At 68.9% G+C, this 19,189-nt stretch carries 19 protein-coding genes; 10 read left to right on the top strand and 9 right to left on the bottom strand.

What is annotated here, in order from left to right; translation table 11 throughout:
• Positions 1-50 precede the first annotated feature (50 nt).
• From Z052_RS08490 to Z052_RS08475, 4 genes are all read left to right on the top strand, one after another.
• Positions 51-551 (top strand): DUF4212 domain-containing protein, encoded by a 501-nt coding sequence (locus Z052_RS08490; protein ID WP_094519783.1) that lies wholly within the window; start codon positions 51-53, stop codon positions 549-551.
• Positions 548-2,269 (top strand): cation acetate symporter, encoded by a 1,722-nt coding sequence (locus tag Z052_RS08485; RefSeq protein WP_049929581.1) that lies wholly within the window; start codon positions 548-550, stop codon positions 2,267-2,269. Before Z052_RS08490 ends, Z052_RS08485 begins: the two co-directional genes overlap by 4 nt.
• Positions 2,269-2,730, top strand: a complete 462-nt coding sequence (locus Z052_RS08480) for a universal stress protein (RefSeq protein WP_086215797.1) — start codon at positions 2,269-2,271, stop codon at positions 2,728-2,730. Before Z052_RS08485 ends, Z052_RS08480 begins: the two co-directional genes overlap by 1 nt.
• Before the next feature lie 102 nt (positions 2,731-2,832).
• Positions 2,833-3,108 carry a hypothetical protein gene (locus Z052_RS08475; RefSeq protein WP_089307662.1) on the top strand — a complete coding sequence of 92 codons (276 nt, stop codon included), beginning with the start codon at positions 2,833-2,835 and terminating at the stop codon, positions 3,106-3,108.
• Positions 3,109-3,130: 22 nt separating this feature from the next.
• On the opposite strand, the gene Z052_RS08470 is transcribed toward Z052_RS08475, so the two are convergent.
• Together Z052_RS08470 and Z052_RS08465 are read right to left on the bottom strand one after the other, a co-directional pair.
• Entirely contained in the window at positions 3,131-3,787 is a 657-nt protein-coding gene (locus tag Z052_RS08470; RefSeq protein ID WP_049929584.1) for an NAD(P)-dependent oxidoreductase, read from the bottom strand.
• A 92-nt stretch (positions 3,788-3,879) separates the two neighbouring features.
• The gene (locus Z052_RS08465; protein ID WP_094519784.1) at positions 3,880-6,519 is read right to left on the bottom strand and encodes a heavy metal translocating P-type ATPase; all 2,640 of its coding nucleotides are present in this window, start codon (positions 6,517-6,519) and stop codon (positions 3,880-3,882) included.
• A gap of 180 nt (positions 6,520-6,699) precedes the next feature.
• On the opposite strand from Z052_RS08465, the gene Z052_RS08460 reads away from it, so the two are divergent.
• Positions 6,700-6,894 (top strand): cold-shock protein, encoded by a 195-nt coding sequence (locus tag Z052_RS08460; protein ID WP_004045866.1) that lies wholly within the window; start codon positions 6,700-6,702, stop codon positions 6,892-6,894.
• A 174-nt stretch (positions 6,895-7,068) separates the two neighbouring features.
• Positions 7,069-7,629 carry a hypothetical protein gene (locus tag Z052_RS08455; protein WP_049929586.1) on the top strand — a complete coding sequence of 187 codons (561 nt, stop codon included), beginning with the start codon at positions 7,069-7,071 and terminating at the stop codon, positions 7,627-7,629.
• A gap of 49 nt (positions 7,630-7,678) precedes the next feature.
• On the opposite strand, the gene Z052_RS08450 is transcribed toward Z052_RS08455, so the two are convergent.
• Both Z052_RS08450 and Z052_RS08445 read right to left on the bottom strand, forming a co-directional pair.
• Positions 7,679-8,638: an oxidoreductase gene (locus Z052_RS08450; RefSeq protein WP_094519785.1), complete on the bottom strand. Its 960-nt coding sequence runs from the start codon at positions 8,636-8,638 to the stop codon at positions 7,679-7,681.
• A gap of 92 nt (positions 8,639-8,730) precedes the next feature.
• Entirely contained in the window at positions 8,731-9,801 is a 1,071-nt protein-coding gene (locus Z052_RS08445) for a hypothetical protein (RefSeq protein ID WP_094519786.1), read from the bottom strand.
• Positions 9,802-10,056: 255 nt separating this feature from the next.
• Between Z052_RS08445 and Z052_RS08440 the strand changes: the two genes are divergently transcribed.
• A complete protein-coding gene (locus Z052_RS08440; RefSeq protein ID WP_094519787.1) occupies positions 10,057-12,519 on the top strand; it encodes a DNA topoisomerase VI subunit B in 2,463 nt (820 codons plus the stop codon).
• A complete protein-coding gene (locus tag Z052_RS08435; RefSeq protein WP_049929589.1) occupies positions 12,519-13,604 on the top strand; it encodes a DNA topoisomerase IV subunit A in 1,086 nt (361 codons plus the stop codon). Before Z052_RS08440 ends, Z052_RS08435 begins: the two co-directional genes overlap by 1 nt.
• A gap of 32 nt (positions 13,605-13,636) precedes the next feature.
• Here the strand turns inward: Z052_RS08435 and Z052_RS08430 are convergent, their stop codons facing one another.
• Positions 13,637-13,873 (bottom strand): CDGSH iron-sulfur domain-containing protein, encoded by a 237-nt coding sequence (locus Z052_RS08430; protein ID WP_094519788.1) that lies wholly within the window; start codon positions 13,871-13,873, stop codon positions 13,637-13,639.
• A 107-nt stretch (positions 13,874-13,980) separates the two neighbouring features.
• On the opposite strand from Z052_RS08430, the gene msrB reads away from it, so the two are divergent.
• The gene (gene msrB / locus Z052_RS08425; protein ID WP_049929592.1) at positions 13,981-14,391 is read left to right on the top strand and encodes a peptide-methionine (R)-S-oxide reductase MsrB; all 411 of its coding nucleotides are present in this window, start codon (positions 13,981-13,983) and stop codon (positions 14,389-14,391) included.
• A 27-nt stretch (positions 14,392-14,418) separates the two neighbouring features.
• Here the strand turns inward: msrB and Z052_RS08420 are convergent, their stop codons facing one another.
• The 4 genes from Z052_RS08420 to Z052_RS08405 all read right to left on the bottom strand — a co-directional run bounded on the left by Z052_RS08420 (position 14,419) and on the right by Z052_RS08405 (position 18,171).
• Positions 14,419-15,171, bottom strand: coding sequence for a sensor histidine kinase KdpD (locus Z052_RS08420; RefSeq protein ID WP_089307668.1), 753 nt, complete (start codon positions 15,169-15,171; stop codon positions 14,419-14,421).
• 68 nt (positions 15,172-15,239) lie between these two features.
• A complete protein-coding gene (locus tag Z052_RS08415) occupies positions 15,240-16,394 on the bottom strand; it encodes an acyl-CoA dehydrogenase family protein (protein ID WP_094519789.1) in 1,155 nt (384 codons plus the stop codon).
• Positions 16,395-16,546: 152 nt separating this feature from the next.
• Positions 16,547-17,686, bottom strand: coding sequence for a pyridoxal phosphate-dependent aminotransferase (locus tag Z052_RS08410; protein ID WP_094519790.1), 1,140 nt, complete (start codon positions 17,684-17,686; stop codon positions 16,547-16,549).
• Positions 17,683-18,171, bottom strand: coding sequence for an Lrp/AsnC family transcriptional regulator (locus tag Z052_RS08405; RefSeq protein WP_049929596.1), 489 nt, complete (start codon positions 18,169-18,171; stop codon positions 17,683-17,685). The genes Z052_RS08410 and Z052_RS08405 overlap by 4 nt, the downstream gene beginning before the upstream one ends.
• Before the next feature lie 136 nt (positions 18,172-18,307).
• On the opposite strand from Z052_RS08405, the gene Z052_RS08400 reads away from it, so the two are divergent.
• Entirely contained in the window at positions 18,308-19,174 is an 867-nt protein-coding gene (locus tag Z052_RS08400) for an aldo/keto reductase (protein ID WP_049929597.1), read from the top strand.
• Positions 19,175-19,189 lie beyond the last annotated feature (15 nt).

Raw genomic sequence — 19,189 nt, 5'->3', positions numbered from 1 at the left:
CAACTATCACGAAAAACTCAGATAAACAAACTCACGACTCACGCCAAAACATGACAGATAATACCTCACGCGAACGGGACGACGCGGTCACCGACGGGGGCCGCGCATCCGACGACGCGGTCACCGACGGGGGCCGCGCATCCGACGACGCGGCCACCGACGGGGGCGTCGCCTCTGCCGGAGCCGCACAGACGCACAGGGACACCGACTACCTCAGCGAAGAGGTGAACCTGCTGAAACCGAGCACCGCGTACATGCGGGACCATCTCAGGATCGTCTGGACCGGATTCATCGTCTGGGCGCTTGCCGTCTTCGGCCCGGTGACACTGACGATGCTCGCTCCGGGGCCGATGACGACGACGACGGTACCGGTGCTCGGGTTCCCCCTCCACTACTTCCTCGTCGCCTTCGGAGCGCCGACGAGCGCCCTCGTCTTGGCGGCCGTCTACGCCCGTCAGCGCGACAAGTTGGACGATAAGTACGGCATCGAACACACCGCCGCGGAGCCCGCGGACTCCGGGAGCGTCGACGACGGGGGGCAGCAGGGATGATGGCCCCGCTTCAAGCTGAGGCGCTCGACATCTCGTTCAAGCTCCTCCCGGCGATCATCGTTTTCCTGATGATGGCCTCGTTCCTCGTCATCGGGTTCGTGTTCAAGGTGGCGGACGCCGAGGGCATGTGGGTCGCCGGCCGGGGTATCGGCAACATCGAGAACGGGATGGCGATCGGCGCCAACTGGATGTCGGCCGCCTCGTATCTCGGCCTCGCGGGGCTAGTCGCGCTGTCCGGATTCTACGGGCTGGCGTTCATCGTCGGCTGGACCACCGGGTACTTCGTCCTGCTCATCTTCCTCGCGGCGCAAATGCGCCGGTTCGGGAAGTACACTGCGCCGGACTTCGTCGCGGACCGGTTCAACTCCCCGATGGCACGCGCGCTGGCCGCGTTCACGACGCTGCTCATCGCGTACGTCTACTCCGTGGGCCAGGCCCGCGGGATGGGGCTCGTCGGCCAGTACGTCTTCGGGCTCGACATCGTCCCGATGATCGTCGTGATGATGACCATAACGGTCGGGTACCTCGCGCTCTCCGGAATGCTGGGCGCGACGAAGAACATGGCCGTCCAGTACGTTATCCTCATCATCGCGTTCCTCGCGGGCGTCTACGTCGTCGGCTTCTCGCAGGGCTACTCCACCGTGCTTCCGCAGATCGAGTACGGCACCCTGTTCAGCGAACTCAGCCGGCAGTTCTCCGAACCGTTCATCGGCGGGAACAGCTACTACCTCTGGGTCGCGACGGCGTTCTCGCTCATCGTCGGGACCTGCGGACTCCCGCACGTCTTGGTCCGGTTCTACACGGTCAAAAACGAGCGCACGGCCCGGTGGTCGACGGTCTCGGGGCTGTTCTTCATCATGCTCCTGTACTGGGCCGCGCCGGCGATGGCCGCCTTCGGCGTCGACCTGTTCGCCGCGGTCAACAACCTCTCCCCGGACGCCGTCTACAGCGGTCAACAGGCGATGTCCGGCGCGGAAGGGGACGTTATCGTCGTGCTGGCCGCCCAGTTCGCGAGCCTGCCGCGCTGGTTCGTCGGCCTCGTCGCCGCCGGCGGGATGGCCGCGGCCATCGCGACGACCGCCGGACTGTTCATCACGGCCTCTTCGGCCGTCGCACACGACATTTACTCGGAGCTCATCAACCCCGACGCGACCCAGCGCCAGCAGGTGCTCATCGGGCGGGCGACCATCATCGGCATCGGCGCCCTGGTCACTGTCACCGCGTTCAACCCGCCGGCGCTCATCGGTGAACTCGTCGCCTACGCGTTCTCGCTCGCCGGCACCGTGCTGTTCCCGATGTTCTTCCTCGGGCTCTGGTGGGAGAACACCAACCGCCAGGGGGCCTTGGCCGGGATGTCCGTCGGTCTCCTGCTGTGGATCACTTCGATCATCAACAGCGTCCTGCCCGCCTACCTGGGCTTCCTCGCCGACATCGCCGGTGGCTCCGGACAGGCGATCGTCCCGATCTACGCCCAGTACGTCCCGCCGATCGGCGCTGCTTTAATCGGAACGCCGCTCGTGTTCCTCGTCACGATTGTCGTCTCGATGGCGACGCCGGAACCGCCACTGGAGACCAAGCGGATGGTGCGCCAGTGTCACAGTCCCGAACCGATGGGGCAACAGCAGACCGCCGAGGACGTGGTCGCCGACGGCGGTGAAGACGTCGCGACGGACGGTGGTCGCGCAGTTGACGACGAGACGACGGAGGAGGAGCGATAATGTACGACCGCATCCTCGTTCCCACCGACGGCAGCGACGTCGCGGAGGCAGCGGTCGACCACGCCCTCGACCTCGCGGAGAAGTACGACGCCGAGGTCCACGCGCTGTACGTCGTCGACATCGACTCCGTGAACATCAGCCTCGGGACCGAACAGGTGGACCGAATCAAGCAGGGTCGGTTCGACGAGATGGACGAGCTGAAAGAACAGGCCGAAGCGGCGACCGGCGTCGTCGCCGACCGTGGCGCCGAGCGCGATGTCGACGTCGTCGAACACGTCGCGGGCGGGCGACCCCACAAGGTGATCGCCGACTACGCCGAGAATCACGATATCGACATCATCGTGATGGGGAGCCACGGCCGCGCGGGCGTCCGCCGCGCCCTGCTCGGCAGCGTCACGGAGCGTACCCTGCGCTCGACGCACGTCCCCGTCCTCGTCGTCGACTACCTCGACGAGGACTGAACCCCGAGGTTCGGTTCCTCGCCGACGGACGGATCGACTCGCCGCGCGGTCGACGCCGCGCGATTCCGCAACACCGACGTATCCCCCTCAGCCACTCACCATATGCCCGACTCGGACGCCGCGGAGACGCCGGACGACGAGCTGACCGACCCGAGCGTCGCCGACCGCGCCCGGCACGTACTCAGCGAGAACGGCACCGGAATGTTACAGGACCTGCTGTTCGCGCTCGTGTGGGTCGGGCTCGCGTCGTCGCTGTACAACGTCGCCTTCTCGGCGGCCCCGCAGTGGGTGCTGTACATGTTCATGCTCGCGGGGATCCCCGCCTACTTCGGCTTCTTCATCTCGCTGGAGATCGCCAAAGAGCAGAGCGCGCGCTAACGCGCCCGATTACTCTCGCCGTTCACCCGGCGAGTTCGCGAATATCACCGACGTCGAGTAACCGCTCGTCCGGATCCAGCGCGGCGCGGTACGTCGCCCGCGCGACCGTGTCCACGGAGAGCGGCCGCGACTCGCCGAGCCGGGACGCGATCGGCCGCGCGCTCGCGACGAACCGGAGGAGGCGGTCGACCACGCCGGGAACGTGCGGCTGTCCCTCCCCGTACACCGGTCCCGGTCGGAGGGTGACGGCGTCGAGGTCGAGGTCGGCGATCCCGGTCTCGGCGCGTCGCTTGGCCGTCAGGAAGGCGTTCCGGACGCCGGGCGGCTTCCCGGCCGCGGAGAGGAAGACGAACGCGTCGACGCCGGCCCGCTCCGCCTCCAGCGCCGCGAGGAGGGCCGCGTCGCCGTTGACGCGCTCGAAGGTCACGCCGTCGGTCGGCGCCTCGGTGAGGGTCCCGACGGCGTGAACCACGGCGTCGACGCCGTCGAGGCGATCGCGCCACGCGTTCGGCCGGAAGAGGTCGGCGCTCGTCCACGAGACGCCGTCGACCCAGTCGGCGGCGAGGTCCGGGCGGCCGCCCCGCGAGACGCTGCGGACCTCGTGGCCGTCGCGGACCGCGAACCGACAGACGCCGCGTCCGATGAACCCGCTGCCGCCGACGACGAGGAGGGTGGACATGCGCCGTCGTACGCTCCGCGCCGTCTTGGGACTTCGGGACGGCGAGCCGAGAGAGTCGGGGAGAGAGCCCGACGAGGGACCGTCGGTGGCGTTCAGCGCCGCAGGAACCCGAGGAGCGCGTAGTCTCCGTCGGGATCGTACCGGCGGAAGGCGAGGCTGTTCGTCAGCACCGACACCGACGAGAACGCCATCGCCCCGGCCGCGAGGGCGGGCTGGAGCAGCCCGAGCGACGCGAGCGGGATCATCGCGGTGTTGTAGCCGAGCGCCCACACGAGGTTCTGTTTGATCTTCCGGAGCGTCGCGTCGGAGACGCGGATCGCCTTCACCACGTCGAGCGGGTCGTCGCGCATCAGCGTCACGTCGGCGGCCTCGATCGCCACGTCGGTCCCGGAGCCGATCGCGGTGCCGACGTACGCGACCGCCAGCGCGGGGGCGTCGTTGACGCCGTCGCCGACCATCATCGCCCGACGGCCGTCGCGCTGGATCGCCTCGACCGCGTCGGACTTGTCCTCGGGGAGGACGCCGGCGCGGACGTTCTCGGGGTCGATGCCGACCTGCTCTGCGACCGCGCGGGCCGTGCGCTCGTTGTCGCCCGTGATCATCATCACGTCGACCCCGCGCTCGCGGAGCTGGCTCACCGCGTCCTTTGCGCTCGGTTTCACCGTGTCCGCGTCGGCGACGACGCCGAGGAGCTCCCCGTCGTCCGCGCCGGCGGGGACCCGCGCGACGAGCATCGCCGTCTTCCCCTCGCGTTCGAGCCGCTCCATCGCGTCCGCCGCGGGCGAGGGGTCGATCCCGGCGTCGCGCAGCAGCTTCCGGTTGCCGACGAGTACCTCGTCGCCGTCGACGGTGGCTCTGACTCCGTGCCCCGGGATGTTCTCGAACGACTCGGGCTCGCCGAGGTCGAGGCCGCGCGCCTCGGCACCGTCGACGATCGCCCGGGCGAGGGGGTGTTCGCTGCCGCGTTCGGCGCTAGCGGCGAGCCGGAGGATCTCGTCTTCGGCCGTCGCCGTCGCGTCGTCCGTCGCCGCCGCGTCGCCGCGCTCGGCGACCGCGCCGCCGTCGGGGACCTCACCGGTCGCGACCACGTCGGTGAGCTCCATCTCGCCCGCCGTGAGCGTTCCCGTCTTGTCGAACACGACCGTGTCGACGTCTTTCGCGCGTTCGAGGACGTCGCCGCCCTTGAACAGGACGCCGTTCCGCGCCCCGATGGTGGTCCCGACCATCGTCGCGGCCGGGGTCGCGAGCCCGAGCGCGCAGGGACACGCGATGAGCACCGACGAGGCGAACACGACGACGGCGAACTCGAACACCGAGATGGTCCCGCCGGTCGAACCGGGTCCGCCCGCGACCTGCCCCCACAGCGGGAGCGAGTCGACGAAGCCCGCGAGCGCCTCGGGGAAGAGGAACCAGACGACGCCCCAGAACAGCGCGTTCGCGATGACCGCGGGCACGAAGTACGCGGAGATCCGGTCCGCGAGGTTCTGGATGTCGGGCTGGCGGGACTGCGCCTCCTTCACCGTCTGAACGATCTGCTGGAGCGCGGTGTCCGCGCCGACCTTCGTCGCCTCGACGACGAGGAGGCCGTTCTCGTTTATCGTCGAGCCGACGACCTCGTCGCCCTCGCCCTTCTCGACCGGGACGGACTCCCCGGTCACCATCGACTCGTCGACCGCGGACTGTCCCTCGACGACGACGCCGTCGGTCGGGATCTGCTCGCCGGGGCGGACCTTCATCCGGTCGCCGACCGCGACCTCGTCGATCGGGACCTCGCGCTCGGTCCCGTCCTCGTCGACGAGGGTCGCGGTGTCGGCCTCCATCTCCAGGAGCTTCCGCAGCGCGTCGCCGGCCTGTCCCTTCGAGCGGGCTTCGAGGTAGTTGCCGAGCGTGATGAAGACGAGGATCAGCGCCGCCGTGTCGAAGTAGACGCTCCCGGCGACCAGATCGAGGAGGACGGCGACGGAGTAAACGTACGCCGTCGACGACCCCAGCGCGATCAGCACGTCCATGTTGGCGCGGCCGTTCGTGACGAGCGCCTTGTACGAGTTCCTGTAGAACGGCCGCCCGAGCACCAGCTGGACCGGCGTCGCGAGCGCGAACTGGACCCAGCCGATCTCGACGCCGAGGACCCGCTCCGGGACGACGGCGCCCCCGAGGAGGAGCTTGTCGGCCATGAAGAACAGCAGCGGCGCGGCCAGCGCGGCGCCGAACAGCGTCAGCCGGAGCTGCTTTCTGATCTCCGCGTTCCGAGCCGCGTCGCGCGCGCTCTCGCCAGAGTCGCCGTCCTCCCCCTCGCCGTTCGAGTCCTCGTCCTCGCGGACCGGCGAGTAGCCCGCGTCCTCGACGGCGTCGTACAGCGCCGCCCGCGAGGTCTCGGCGGGGTTGTATCGGACCTGCGCCTCGTCCGTCGCGTAGTTCACGTCGGCGTCGACGACGCCGGGCACGGACTCGAGGGCGTCGCGGTTGGCGTCCGCGCAGTTCGCGCACGACATGTCGGTGATGGCGACGGTCGCCGTCTCCGAGACCGCCCCGTAGCCCGCGTCCTCGATCGCGTCGTAGATCGCCGCGAGCGACGTCGCCTCCGGGTCGTACTCGACGCTCGCCTCGTCGGTCGCGTAGTTCGCGTCCGCCCGCGAGACGCCGTCCAGCGACTCGACGGCGTCGCCGACCGCCGCCGAGCAGTTGGCGCAGCTCATCCCCGTGATGTCGAGGTGGGTCGTTCTGGCACTCATCTTAGGTACTACTACGGGATACTCCCTTAGTGCGTTTTCCCATTCGAAACCAAAGCCTGAGAAGAGAGGAAATTTAGAATCCGAAGCTACCGGAGGGTTTCGCCCGAACTCGACCCTATTTCCTCCCCACGAACGCGGCACACAACACTTATCACCTCGTCGGGCGACAGTTGATCCGCGATGGCGACAGGCAAGGTCGACTTCTTCAACGACACCGGCGGCTACGGATTCATCGAGACTGACGACGCTGACGAGGACGTGTTCTTCCACATGGAAGACGTCGGCGGCCCGGACCTCGAGGAGGGACAGGAGGTAGAGTTCGAGATCGAGGAGGCGGACAAGGGTCCGCGCGCGACGAACCTCACTCGGCTGTAACTCGTCCGGCGGCATCCGCTACCGGCGAACTCGGACAGCTCTCGAAACGCGTTCCGTGTATATTACGCACCGCGAGCGACGGCGCCGTCGTTCGTCCGTCGGCCGACGCCCTCGCTGTCTCTCCCTCCCGCCGACGGCGTCGCCGTTTTACTCGCCGAGCGACGAGCTTTCTACATGGAGGCCGACGACCCTAACAGCCACCTCGACGACCTCGACGCGTTCGTCGCCGAGAACCTCGACCGCTACGCCGAGACGCAGGGCGTCCTCCCGGAGCGGCTCGACGAGTTCGGCGAGCGGTACCGCTCGCAGGGGCACCTGACGCGGGATCAGCTGTACGAGATCGCCTACGAGTCGTCCACGCGGAGCGCGTACCACGTCGAGAAGAATCCCGAGGCGCGCTGCCGCGAGGTGACGCGCAACGCGCGCGCCGTCGACGGCGACTTCTCGTCGATCCACCTCATCACCGGCCTCGCCGGGTTCAAAGCGGCGACCGCGTCGTGCGTGGTGGCCGCGCTCGACGGCGATCGGCACGCCGTCGTCGACACGCGGGTCTGGGCGTCTCTGGAGCGGCTGGGTTACCTCGACGGGCGCAAGGAGTCGTTCGACGCCGCCGACTACGTGACGATGATCGAGCCGATCCGCGCGATCGCCGACGAGACGGGCTACCGGCCGGTCGATGTGGGCTACGCGCTGTTCGCGCACGACGCCCACGTCCGGGACGGGACGCTTCACTGAGGGACGGACCGAGCGAGCCGCGGCCGCGCGAGCGGCGCGCGAAAACCGCCTACACCGGGTACTCGACGCCGGTCGCCTCGGTCGAGTACTCCCAGAGCTTCCGGGCGTCGTCCCGGTCGTAGGAGGCGTCGTTCGACCGCCCGACGGTCGGGTGCCCGCGCATGTTCATCAGGCCGCCCGGCTCGACGTACGCCCCGCCGTCGACGTCGGCGGTGGCCGCGTACAGCATCGGCTCGACGCCGATATCGGCGTCCTGCCCGAGGACCGCGTTCGCGGCCTTCATGCCGACCTTCATCAGCGGGTTCCCGCTCTCCTCGGCGGTCCGCATCTGGAGGTTCGTGTCGGTGTAGCCGGGGTGGCAGGCGACGCTGCGGATCCCCGGGTCGCCGTCCCCGTCGCTCGCGGCGTCGAGCCGGCGCTGGAGCTCGTAGGCGAACAGCAGGTTCGAGAGCTTGCTGCGTCCGTACGCCTGCCACTTCCCGTACGACCGCTCCCAGTTGAGATCCGAGAAGTCCATCTCGCCCTGCTCGTGGGCCCCCGAGGACTGCGTGACGACGCGGGCGTCACCGCCGATCCCCTCGGCGGCGTCGAGGAGGTCGAACAGCCGTCCGGTGAGCGCGAAGTGGCCGAGGTGGTTGACGCCGAACTGCGTCTCGAAGCCGTCCTCGGTCTCGCTACGCGGGATCGCCATCACGCCGGCGTTGTTACAGAGTACGTCGACGGCGTCGTAGTCGTCCCGCAGGCCCTCGACGAACGCCTCCACCGAGTCGAGCGACGCGAGGTCGCACTCGCGGACGTCGAGGTCGCCGTCGAGGCCGCCCCTGGCGTCCGCCCGGACCTCGTCGGCCGCCGCCTCGGCGCGCTCGACGCCCCGACACGCCATCACGACGGTCGCGCCCCTCGCGGCGAACTCCCGGGTCCCCTCGAACCCGAGTCCGCTGTTCGCCCCGGTGACGACCACCGTCTTCCCGTCCAACCGCGGCATCTCGTCGGCCGTCCATCCTGACATGGACGGAGGAAGGGGCGTCACGGGGAGAAACCTGTCGGCGGCCGAACCGTCGCCCGAGAGCGTCCCCGGGACGGGGCGGCGACGCTCCGAAATCAGGTCTCCTCGAACCCGCGCAACACGACGGCCACCGCGTCCGCGGACGGAACGTCGCGGACGGCGTACTCGGTCGGGTGCCGTCGGGCGTGCGGGTACGTGTCCGGCTGCGGGACCGCGTACGTCTCCCGCCCCTCGAAGCCCCTGAGGAAGTCCCGCGTGATCATCGGTTCGACGAACGCTAACCGCGGCGGCTCGCTCTCGTCGGGTGCGATGAACCCCTGGATGAGCGTATTCGCGAACGCGTCCGGGTCCCCCGGCTCGCCCGGGCCGTCCGGGAGTTCCGGCGCGTCCGCGGGAGCCGTGTGTTCGCCCATGTCGGTGATGTACCGCTGGTCGGCGACCGGCTCGGGCGACCGCGCGTACCCCTCGGGGAGCTGGTCGTAATCGAACCGCGTCTCCGTCACCTCGCCGTCGGGATCCGGCTGCGGACTGCCGGGCGCGTACTCCCCGTTCCCGGTGTCGTACGGCGGGAGTCGAGGTCCGTCGACGGCGTCGACGGTCGCCGGATCGAGCATGTGGAAGTGAATATCGAAGTGCGGCTTGAGCCACGCGCCCGCCCCGCCGAAGTGGCCGCCCGGATTCCAGTTGAGCCCGAGGAACGTGAACGGCGTCCGCTCCGCGGCTGGGAACGGGACGAAGAACTGGAGCGACTGCTTGAAGTGGACCTGCGTCGCCTGCCCGCCCGCGCGGTACTTGTCGGTCTCGGCCCGGTGGTTGGCCGCTTCGAGCTCGCCGGCGTTCGGGAGGCCCTCCAGCGCCGTCCGGTCGAACTCCACGCCGTGGTACTTCGGCTCGCCCGACGGGGTCTCGGTGGTGAACGTCCTGACCGAGCCGTTTCCGAGGTCGACGCTCCGGCCGTAGGTCGTGATCCCCTTCGGTGGGAACCCGCCCGCAGCGCGGACGCCGGCGCCGTTCCCACTTCTCGGTTCGCCGACGGCGGTCGACGTGCCCCAGACGAGGGCGGCGCCGGTCGCGGCCGCGCCTCGGAGTACCGCCCGTCGGTCCGGCTCCGGCGGTCGGGTCGTGGTTCGCGCTCGGTTCGCCTCGCCACTCGCGTCGTCTGTCATTTCAGTGCTCCCTCCCGGCACGAATGCTGGTCTGTGACACATCACCGTGCCACATTAATCAATAAATTTAAATTATTTCAATGTAACGACCGGGCGGCCGACGGTACGACGGGATAGCAAGTTCAGACGCGTCCCGAGAACTGTCACGTGAGAGCGGCACACGCATCCGTCGGAGACGGCTTCTTCCGCGGGGATACACTTTCACCGCGCCGCCGGTGCGTTTTTAGGTGCCTCGGGGAAAGGAGTGAGTACCGAATGACGTCCTTCCAGTCGACGATCGGCGACGAGGAGGGGATCGCGGAGGAGCTGGCCGAGGGCCAGCGCGAGATCTCCATCGCCGAGTTCTTCGAGAAGAACAAACACATGCTCGGGTTCGACTCGGGCGCCCGGGGGCTCGTCACCGCTGTCAAGGAGGCAGTCGACAACGCCCTCGACGCGACCGAGGAGGCCGGCGTCCTCCCCGACATCTACATCGAGATCGAGGAGGTGGGCGACTACTACCGGCTCGTCATCGAGGACAACGGGCCTGGGATCACGAAAGAACAGCTTCCGAAGGTGTTCGGAAAGCTCCTGTACGGCAGCCGGTTCCACGCCCGCGAGCAGTCCCGCGGGCAGCAGGGGATCGGGATCTCGGCGGCCGTCCTGTACTCGCAGCTGACCTCGGGCCAGCCGGCGAAGATCACTTCGCGGCCGAAGGGCCAATCGCGGGCGCAGTACTTCGAGCTCATCATCGATACGGACACGAACGAGCCGGAGATCCAGGCCGACGAGGAGACGACGTGGGACCGCCCCCACGGGACCCGGATCGAGCTGGAGATGGAGGCGAACATGCGCGCCCGCCAGCAGCTCCACGACTACGTGAAACACACCGCGGTCGTCAACCCCCACGCACGGCTCGAACTGCGCGAGCCGGGGCTCGACGAGCCGATGAAGTTCGAGCGCGCCACCGACGAGCTGCCGGCGGAGACGGAGGAGATCCGTCCGCACCCCCACGGCGTCGAGCTCGGCACGCTGATCAAGATGCTGGAGGCGACCGAGTCGTACTCGGTCTCCGGGTTCCTCCAAGAGGAGTTCACACGGGTCGGCAAGAAGACCGCCGACAGCGTGATCGACAACTTCCGGGACGTGTACTACGGCCGCGAGCTGTCGTGGTCGCCGCCCCGAGCGCACGACGACCGCGATATCGCGAGCGCGGTCTCCGAGGCCGTCGCCAACAAGGGCGCGGAAGCGACGAACGCCTTCGCAGCGGGCGTCGCCGAGACGGTCGGGAACAACGACCGGATCACCCGCTCCGAGCTCGCCGACATCGTCGACAACGTCGCGGAGACGGTCGAGGACGACACCGGAAAGACGTTCGGCGGGACCGTCCGCGAGAACGCGGTCGACGCCGGGTGGCGGGCGGTCACCGGCCGCGGCGGCGCGGACGAGGAGGCCGCGGCGTCGAGCGGCGACGGCGGGGCCGACGACCCCGAGGAGTCCCCGCTCGTCCCCGACGTGTACGCGCTGGTCGACGAGGCCACGTCGACGCGGAAGGACGACGCCGCGGTTCAGGCGATGGCCGAGGCGCTCGCGCGCCGGTTCGAGAACCTCGACGGCGACGCGTTCCGGACCACCCGCGACGACCTCGAACGCCTCGTCGCGGACGCGGCGTCGTTCGTCGCCGAGCAGCACGACGCGACCTTCGGCGAGACCGCGCGCGAGAACGTCGTCGAGGCGTTCTGGTCGCGGGCGCGGACCGTGCCAGACGACCCGCCGAAGGTGAAGTCGATCGCGGGCGACCGCGACGCCGCGGCCGACCTCCTAGAGGCGATGCGGACGACGGACATCCTCGCGCCGCCGACCGGGTGTCTCGCACCGATCACGGCGGAGCTGGTCGAGGCCGGGCTACGGAAGGAGTACGACGCCGACTTCTACGCGGCGGCGACCCGCGACGCCGAGGTCCACGGCGGCGACCCGTTCATCGTCGAGGCCGGGATCGCGTACGGCGGCGAGATCCCCGCCGAGGGGTCGGTCGAGCTGCTCCGGTTCGCCAACCGCGTCCCGCTCGTCTACCAGCGGGGCGCCTGCGCGACGACGGACGTGATAAAACAGATCGGGTGGCGCAACTACGGGTTAGACCAGCCCGGGGGGTCGGGGATGCCGAACGGGCCGGCCGTCATCAGCATCCACGTCGCCTCCACGAACGTCCCGTTCACGAGTGAGTCGAAGGACGCGCTCGCGAACGTCCCCGAGATCGAAGACGAGATCGAGCTCGCGGTCCGGGAGGCCGCCCGCGAACTGAAGTCGTTCCTCAGTAAGCGGCGCTCGATGCAGCAGCGCCGGGAGAAACAGGACGTGCTCGGTCGCATCCTCCCGGAGATGGCCGACAAGGTCTCGGAGGTCACCGGCCGGCCGCGCCCCGACATCGACGGGGCCCTGGCGCGGATCATGAACAACGTCAGCGTCGAGCGCGAGGTGAACGGCGAGGCGGTGACGCTCACCGTCGAGAACCACTCGGACGTGAACGAGGAGCTGGAGATCACCGACATCGTCTCGGCGGAGCCGACCGACCTCTCCGACGGAACGGTGGTGGATATGGACGGCGAGTGGTTCGTCCAGTGGAAGCCCGAGGTCCCCTCGGGCGACGAGCGAGAACTGACGTACGCGGTCGACGGCGACCCCGAGTTCGAGGTCAGCGTCGGCGGCGTGGAGACCGAGAAACTCACGGTGAACGACTAATGACGACCGAAAGCGACGCACGAGACGAGCTGATCGACCTGGCCGCCGACTTCTACGACCAGTTCGCGGCGGGGTCGATTCCGGAGATGACGCTCCCCACGCGGACGAAGAGCAACATCGAGTACGACGAGGAGAGCGGCGTCTGGACCTACGGCGACCGCACCTCGACGCGAAGCGCGAACTCGGTGCGGGGCGCGCGCAAGCTGCTGAAAGCCGCCTACACGATCGAGTTCCTCGCGAACCAGCTCGACGACGATCGCTCGTCGACGCTGCGTGAGCTGTACTACCTGTCGGAGTCGTGGGACAACGACGAGGCGCAGTTCAACTCCCAGGACGAGTCGAACGACCTCGTGGAGGACTTAGAGATCGTCACGGGCGTCACCCGCGAGGACTTCCACATGCGCCCGGAGGAGTCGGGCGCGAAGGTGATGGGGCCGCTGCTCCTCCGCGAGCAGACCAACCGCGGTGAACGCGAGATCCACTGTCAGCTCGACGTGGGGCAGGGCGGCTACCAGATCCCGAACAACCCGGACACCATCGAGTTCCTCGACAACGACGCCGAGTTCGTCCTCTGCGTCGAGACCGGCGGGATGCGTGACCGGTTGGTCGAGAACGGGTTCGACGAGGCCCACGACGCCCTCGTGGTCCACCTCGGCGGCCAGCCCGCCCGCGCCACCCGCCGGCTCACGAAGCGCTTCCGCGACGAGCTGGACCTCCCGGTCGTGGTGTTCACCGACGGCGACCCGTGGTCCTACCGGATCTACGGCTCCGTCGCGTACGGCTCGATCAAGTCCGCACATCTCTCGAAGTACCTCGCGACGCCCGAGGCGCGGTTCATCGGGATCCAGCCCGAGGACATCGTCGAGTACGACCTCCCCTCCGACCCGCTATCCGACTCGGACATCAACGCCCTCGAATCCGAGCTGGAGGACCCGCGGTTCCAGACGGACTACTGGGAAGAGCAGATCGAGCTCCAGCTCGACATCGGCAAGAAGTCCGAACAGCAGTCCCTCGCGAGCCGCGGGCTCGACTTCGTCACCGACACCTACCTCCCCGAGCGGCTCGGGGAGATGGGCGTGATCTGACCGCCGGCGCCGTCGCGCTCGGCGGCCCGCCGCTACGCATCTTCGAACGCGATCCCGTCGACCTCGCGGCGCTCGCCGTCGGCGTCGTCGTCCTCGTACTTGTACACGACGCCGTCTTCCTCGTCGGCCGTGGCCCTATGCGAGCCGTCACAGAGCGGTTGCGAGTCGGAGAGCCCGCACCGACAGACGTAGATCAGGCCGTCGTCCCCCTTGTCGTCGTCGTCCAGTATCGTCGGCCCCCGGTCTTCGTGCGTGACTTCGCGTGCCATGGGCGCGAATCGGACCGCCGGGTGGATACCGTTTGGGGCCGCGGGCCGCAACTTCTCCGCGGCTCGCCCGTCGCAACCCCCTTGCCCGTGGGGCGCGTATCGGGGGTATGAGCGAGACAGACGAGCGCGACCCGGCGGAGCTGACCGACGACGAGTGGCGCGAGCGACTCTCCGACGAGGAGTACCGCGTGCTGCGCGAGAGCGGCACGGAGGCGAAGTTCTCCGGCGAGTACGTCGACCACCACCCCGACGACGGGGAGTACAAGTGTCGCGCCTGCGGCACGGTCCTGTTCGAGGCCGAGACGAAGTACGAGTCCGGCTGCGGCTGGCCCGCCTTCTACGCCGCCGAGGAGGAGTCGGTGACGACGACGGTGGACACCAGCCACGGGATGCGCCGCACCGAGGTCCGGTGCGCGAACTGCGACTCGCACCTCGGGCACGTGTTCGACGACGGCCCGGAGCCCACGGGGAAGCGGTTCTGCATCAACTCGGTCGCGATGGAGTACGACGACGAGTGAGCCGCCGCGACACGGCGCGTCGCGGGGTCACTCCGAGCAGAGCGGAAGCCTGACGACGAAGACAGCGCCCCTCGGCTCGTTGTCCTCGACCCACACGCCCCCGCCGTAAATCTCGACGAGCGAGCGGACGAGGTACAGCCCGATCCCCGCGCCCGGGCTGTCGAGGCCCTTCTCCCCCTTCCCGAATATCTCGTCGCGCTGGCCTTCGGGGATCCCCGGCCCGTTGTCGGCGACGCGGACCTCGGCGACGCCCTCGCCCTCGTCGACGGTCGCCGACACCGTCACCTTCGGCGGGGTCTCGTCGTTGTGCTGGACCGCGTTCCGCAGGAGGTTCCGGAACACCGAGCTCAACATCTCGTCGCCGACGACCTCGACCTCCGGGTACGAGCCCTCCACCGTGAAGACGGCCTCTGAGTACGCGGACCGCACCTCCTCGACCTGCTGTGAGAGGACCCGGTCGAGCGCGACACGGCTCGGCTCGGCGTCCTCGCGGAGCATCACTTCGGCGAGGTCGCGGACCGTCGTGGTGAGCGAGACGGCGCTCTGCGTGTTCCGCTTGATCACGTCGAGGTACTCCCGCCCCTCCTCGTCGACGTGGTCGTCGAGCAGTTCGGCGTACGCCCCGACGAGCTGGAGATCGTTGCGGATGTCGTGGCGCATCACCTGGTTCAGCAGCTGTAGATCGTCGCGCTGTCGCTTGAGGCGCTCTTCCGGGTCCGCCCTGTCGCCGCCCTCGAAGCGCGCGTCGTTACCCTCTCCGAGGGCCTCCTCCTCGTTCATACCGACGATATAGGCCTACCGGGGGTTTTAGATGTCGGTCGCGGGCGACCGGCGGTCCGTCGCCGCCCTCACACCCCCTCGTCGAGCAGTTCGCGGGCGACGATGTTCTTCTGGATCTCGGTCGTCCCCTCGTAGATCTGCGTGATCTTCGCGTCGCGGTAGAGCCGCTCGACGTCGTGGTCGTTGACGAAGCCGGCGCCGCCGTGGATCTGGACCGCCTCGTCGGCGACCTCGACCGCGGTCCGGGAGGCGAACTCCTTGGCCATCGACGCGAGCGCGGTCAGGTCGCCGGCCTCGTTGTCGACCGCCCACGCGGAGCGGTAGGTGAGCCAGCGGGCGGCCTCGGTGTTCGTGTGCATCTCCGCGAGCTTGTGTTTGATCGCCTGGAAGTCGGAGATGGAGCGGCCGAACTGCTCGCGCTCCTCGGCGTACTCCAGCGCGCGCTCGGCCGCGCCGCGGGCGATGCCGACGCCCTGCGCGGCGACCGCGGTCCGCGTCTCGTCGAAGAACTGCATGAGCTGGAGGAATCCCATCCCGCGCTGGCCGATCAGGTTCTCCTCCGGCACCCGCACGTCGTCGAAGCGGAGCTCCGCGGTGTCGCTCGCGCGGATGCCGAGCTTCCCGGTTATCTTGTCGCGGGTGAGCCCGTCGCGGTCGCCCTCGACGAGGATCTGCGAGTAGCCCGAGTAGCGGTCGTCGATATCGGGGTCCGTCTCGCAGACGACGACGAAGTAGTCCGCGACGGTGCCGTTCGTGATCCACATCTTCGACCCGTTTATGACCCACTCGTCACCGTCCTTCTCCGCCCGCGTCGTCACGCTCGTCACGTCCGAGCCGGCCTGCGGCTCGGAGATGGCCGACCCCATCACTGCGTCGCCCGCGGTCACTTCGGGAAGGACGCGCTCCTTCTGTTCCTCGGTGCCGAACTCCATCAGCGCCTCGGCGCCGAACCCGGCGCTCGAGATACAGAGCCCGATCCCGGGGTCGGCCGCGAACAGCTCCTCGGTGAGGATGGCGTTCTCCAGCGAGGAGTAGCCGATCCCGCCGTACTCGACCGGGACATGCGGCGCGAGCAGCCCCATGTCGGCGGCCTTGTCCATCACCTCGTGGGGGTACGCCTCGTCGACGTCGTACTCGGTCGCGACCGGTCGGATCTCCTCGTCGGCGAACTTCCGTACCTCCTCGCGCAGCTGCTTCTGTTCGTCGGTTAGCTGGAACTCCATGGCTCAAACATCAGGATCGAGCGTGATAATCTTTGGCGAACAGAAATAAATTTGGAAGTAGTTGTTCGTTTACGCGCCGCGAGTGTGCCACCAGCGCGTCAGGCGCCCCGCGACGGCCGTATCGCGACGGGGACTGCGCCGCGACCGCGGCCTCAGCGTCCTTCGACGAATGCCGCGATCCGGTCGGTCGCCTCCTTCAGCTCGCGCATCGAGGTCGCGTACGACACCCGGAGGTGCCCTTCTCCGCCCTCGCCGAAGACCGACCCCGGGACGACGGCGACGCCCTGCGCCTCCAGCAGCTCCTCGGCGAACGCCTCGTCGTCCCCGCCGCACTCGGGGAACGCGTAGAAGGCGCCGCCCGGCTCGAAGGTGTCGAGGCCCAGCTCGTTGAACCGGGAGACGACCAGCCGCCGGCGGCGGTTGTACTCCTCGACCATCTCCGACACTTCGTCGTCGCAGCGGTCGAGCGCCTCGATCGCCGCGTACTGCGGCGTCGTCGGCGCCGACAGCATCGTGTACTGGTGGATCCGGTTCATCGCGTCGATCGCGTCGGTCGGCCCCAGCGCGTACCCCAGCCGCAGTCCGGTCATCGCGTACGCCTTCGAGAAGCCGTTGACGACGACCGTGCGCTCGCGCATCCCCGGCTGAGTCGCGATCGAGGCGTGGTCGCCCCCGTACGTGAGCGCGGCGTATATCTCGTCGGCCACCACGCGGAGCTCGTTGTCGCGGCAGAACGCCGCGACCTCCGCGAGTTGCTCGTCGGTCATCGTCGCGCCCGTGGGATTGTTCGGGTAACACAGCACGAGCAGGTCAGCGTCGGCCGCGCCCGCGGCCTCCAGCGACTCCCGGGTGAGCGCGAAATCGTCCGCGGCGCGCGTGGGGACCGTCAGCCGCTCGCCGCCTGCCAGTTCGATCCCCGGTCCGTAGGAGATGTACGTCGGCTCGTGGACCGCCACGGTGTCGCCGGGGTCGACGAGCGCGCGGAAGGCGAGGTCGACCGCCTCGCTCGCGCCGGTGGTGACCAGGACCTCTTCGGACGGGTCGTACGACTGGTCGTAGCGCTCGTGGTGCGCGGCGACACGCTCGCGGAGCGCGGCCATCCCGCGGTTCGCGGTGTAGGACGTTTTCCCGCGTTCGAGCGAGTCGATCGCGGCGGTGCGGGCGGCCCACGGCGCCGAGAAGTCGGGCTCGCCGACCCCCAGCGAGATCACGTCGTCGCGCGCCTCAGCGAGTTCGAAGAACTTCCGGATCCCCGACTCCGGGAGGGTGCGCGCGCGGTCCGAGATCCTCATGGCGACACGGAGAGGCGGTCGTCGTCGTCCCCGTCCTCGAACCGGATCCCGCCGTCCTTGTACGTCTCCATGATGTAGTGGGTCACGGTCTGGGTGACCGCCGGCATCGGCGCGACCTGCTCGGAGATGAACTCGGAGACGTCCTGCATGTTCTCGCCGAGCACCTCGACGGCGAAGTCGTAGTCGCCCGAGACCAGGTGTAAGGCGTCGACGGCGGGGAACTTCGCGATCCGGTCCGCGACCTGCTCGTACCCCGTCTCGCGGTCGAGTTCCACGTTGATCTCGACGACGGCGCGGATCTTCCCCTCCTCGACGCGGTCCCAGTCGACCACGGCTTGGTAGCCGTGGACGACGCCGTCGCCCTCCAGCGCGTCGATCGCGTCAGCTACCGCCGCCGCGTCGAGGCCCGTCTGGGCCGCGATGTCGTCGATGTCCTCGCGGGCGTTCCGCGCCAACACGTCGAGTACCTCGCGCTCGGCGTCCATACCCTACGATTACTCGGGGGCGGTTTATGAGTAGCGACGGGCGCAAGACGGGCGGCGGCGCGCCGCGCCGCGCCCGTTCGTCGCGTCCCCTTCCGCCACCCCTACCGCTTTCAGCGTGGCGCGAGACGGACGGACCATGGCTTCCGACACCAGCGGCGGACGCGACACGTTCGACATCGGCGGGGCGTTCACGGTCGACCGACTCGGTTTCGGCGCGATGCGGGTCACCGGCGAGGACGTCATCGGCCGGCCCGCCGACGAGGAAGACGCGAGGGACGTGCTCCGGCGGGCAGTGGACCTCGGCGTCGACTTCGTCGACACCGCGGACTCCTACGGCCCGGGCGTCTCCGAGCGGCTCATCCGCGAGGCGATCGGCGATCCCGACGACGTGGTGATCGCCTCGAAGGCCGGGCTGCTCCGCAACCGCGAGGGCGACTGGCTCCCCCACGGCGACCCGGACTTCCTCAAGAACCAGGTCCTGTGTAGCCTCGACCGCCTCGGCACCGACACGATCGACCTCTACCAGTTCCACCGCCCGGACCCGGACACCGACTTCGCGGAGTCGGTCCACGCGTTCGCGGAGATGAAAGACGCCGGGCAGATCGCGCACGTCGGGCTCTCCAACGTCACCGTCGAGCAGCTGGAGACCGCGACGGACATCGTCGACATCGCGACCGTCCAGAACCGGTACAACGTCGGCCACCGCGACGACGAGGCCGTGCTGCGCGCTTGCGAGGGCCGCGGCGTGGGCTTCATCCCGTGGGGCCCGATGTACGCGGTCGACGACGACGAGTCCGCCGACGCGCTCGACGAGGTCGCGGCGCGACGCGACGCCACGCCGCGGCAGGTTGCGCTCGCGTGGCTCCTCGATCACTCCGACGTGACGCTCCCGATCCCAGGCACGTCGAGCGTCGACCACCTCGAATCCAACCTCGCGGCCGCGGACCTGTCGCTGACGGCGGAAGACATGGCCGCGCTGAACGCGATAGATCCGCGGGAATAGGCCCGAAATCCGACG

The sequence above is a fragment of the Halorubrum sp. C191 genome (genome assembly GCF_002727095.1).
Classification (GTDB): domain Archaea; phylum Halobacteriota; class Halobacteria; order Halobacteriales; family Haloferacaceae; genus Halorubrum; species Halorubrum ezzemoulense.
This window is presented reverse-complemented; position numbering and strand designations above follow the sequence as displayed.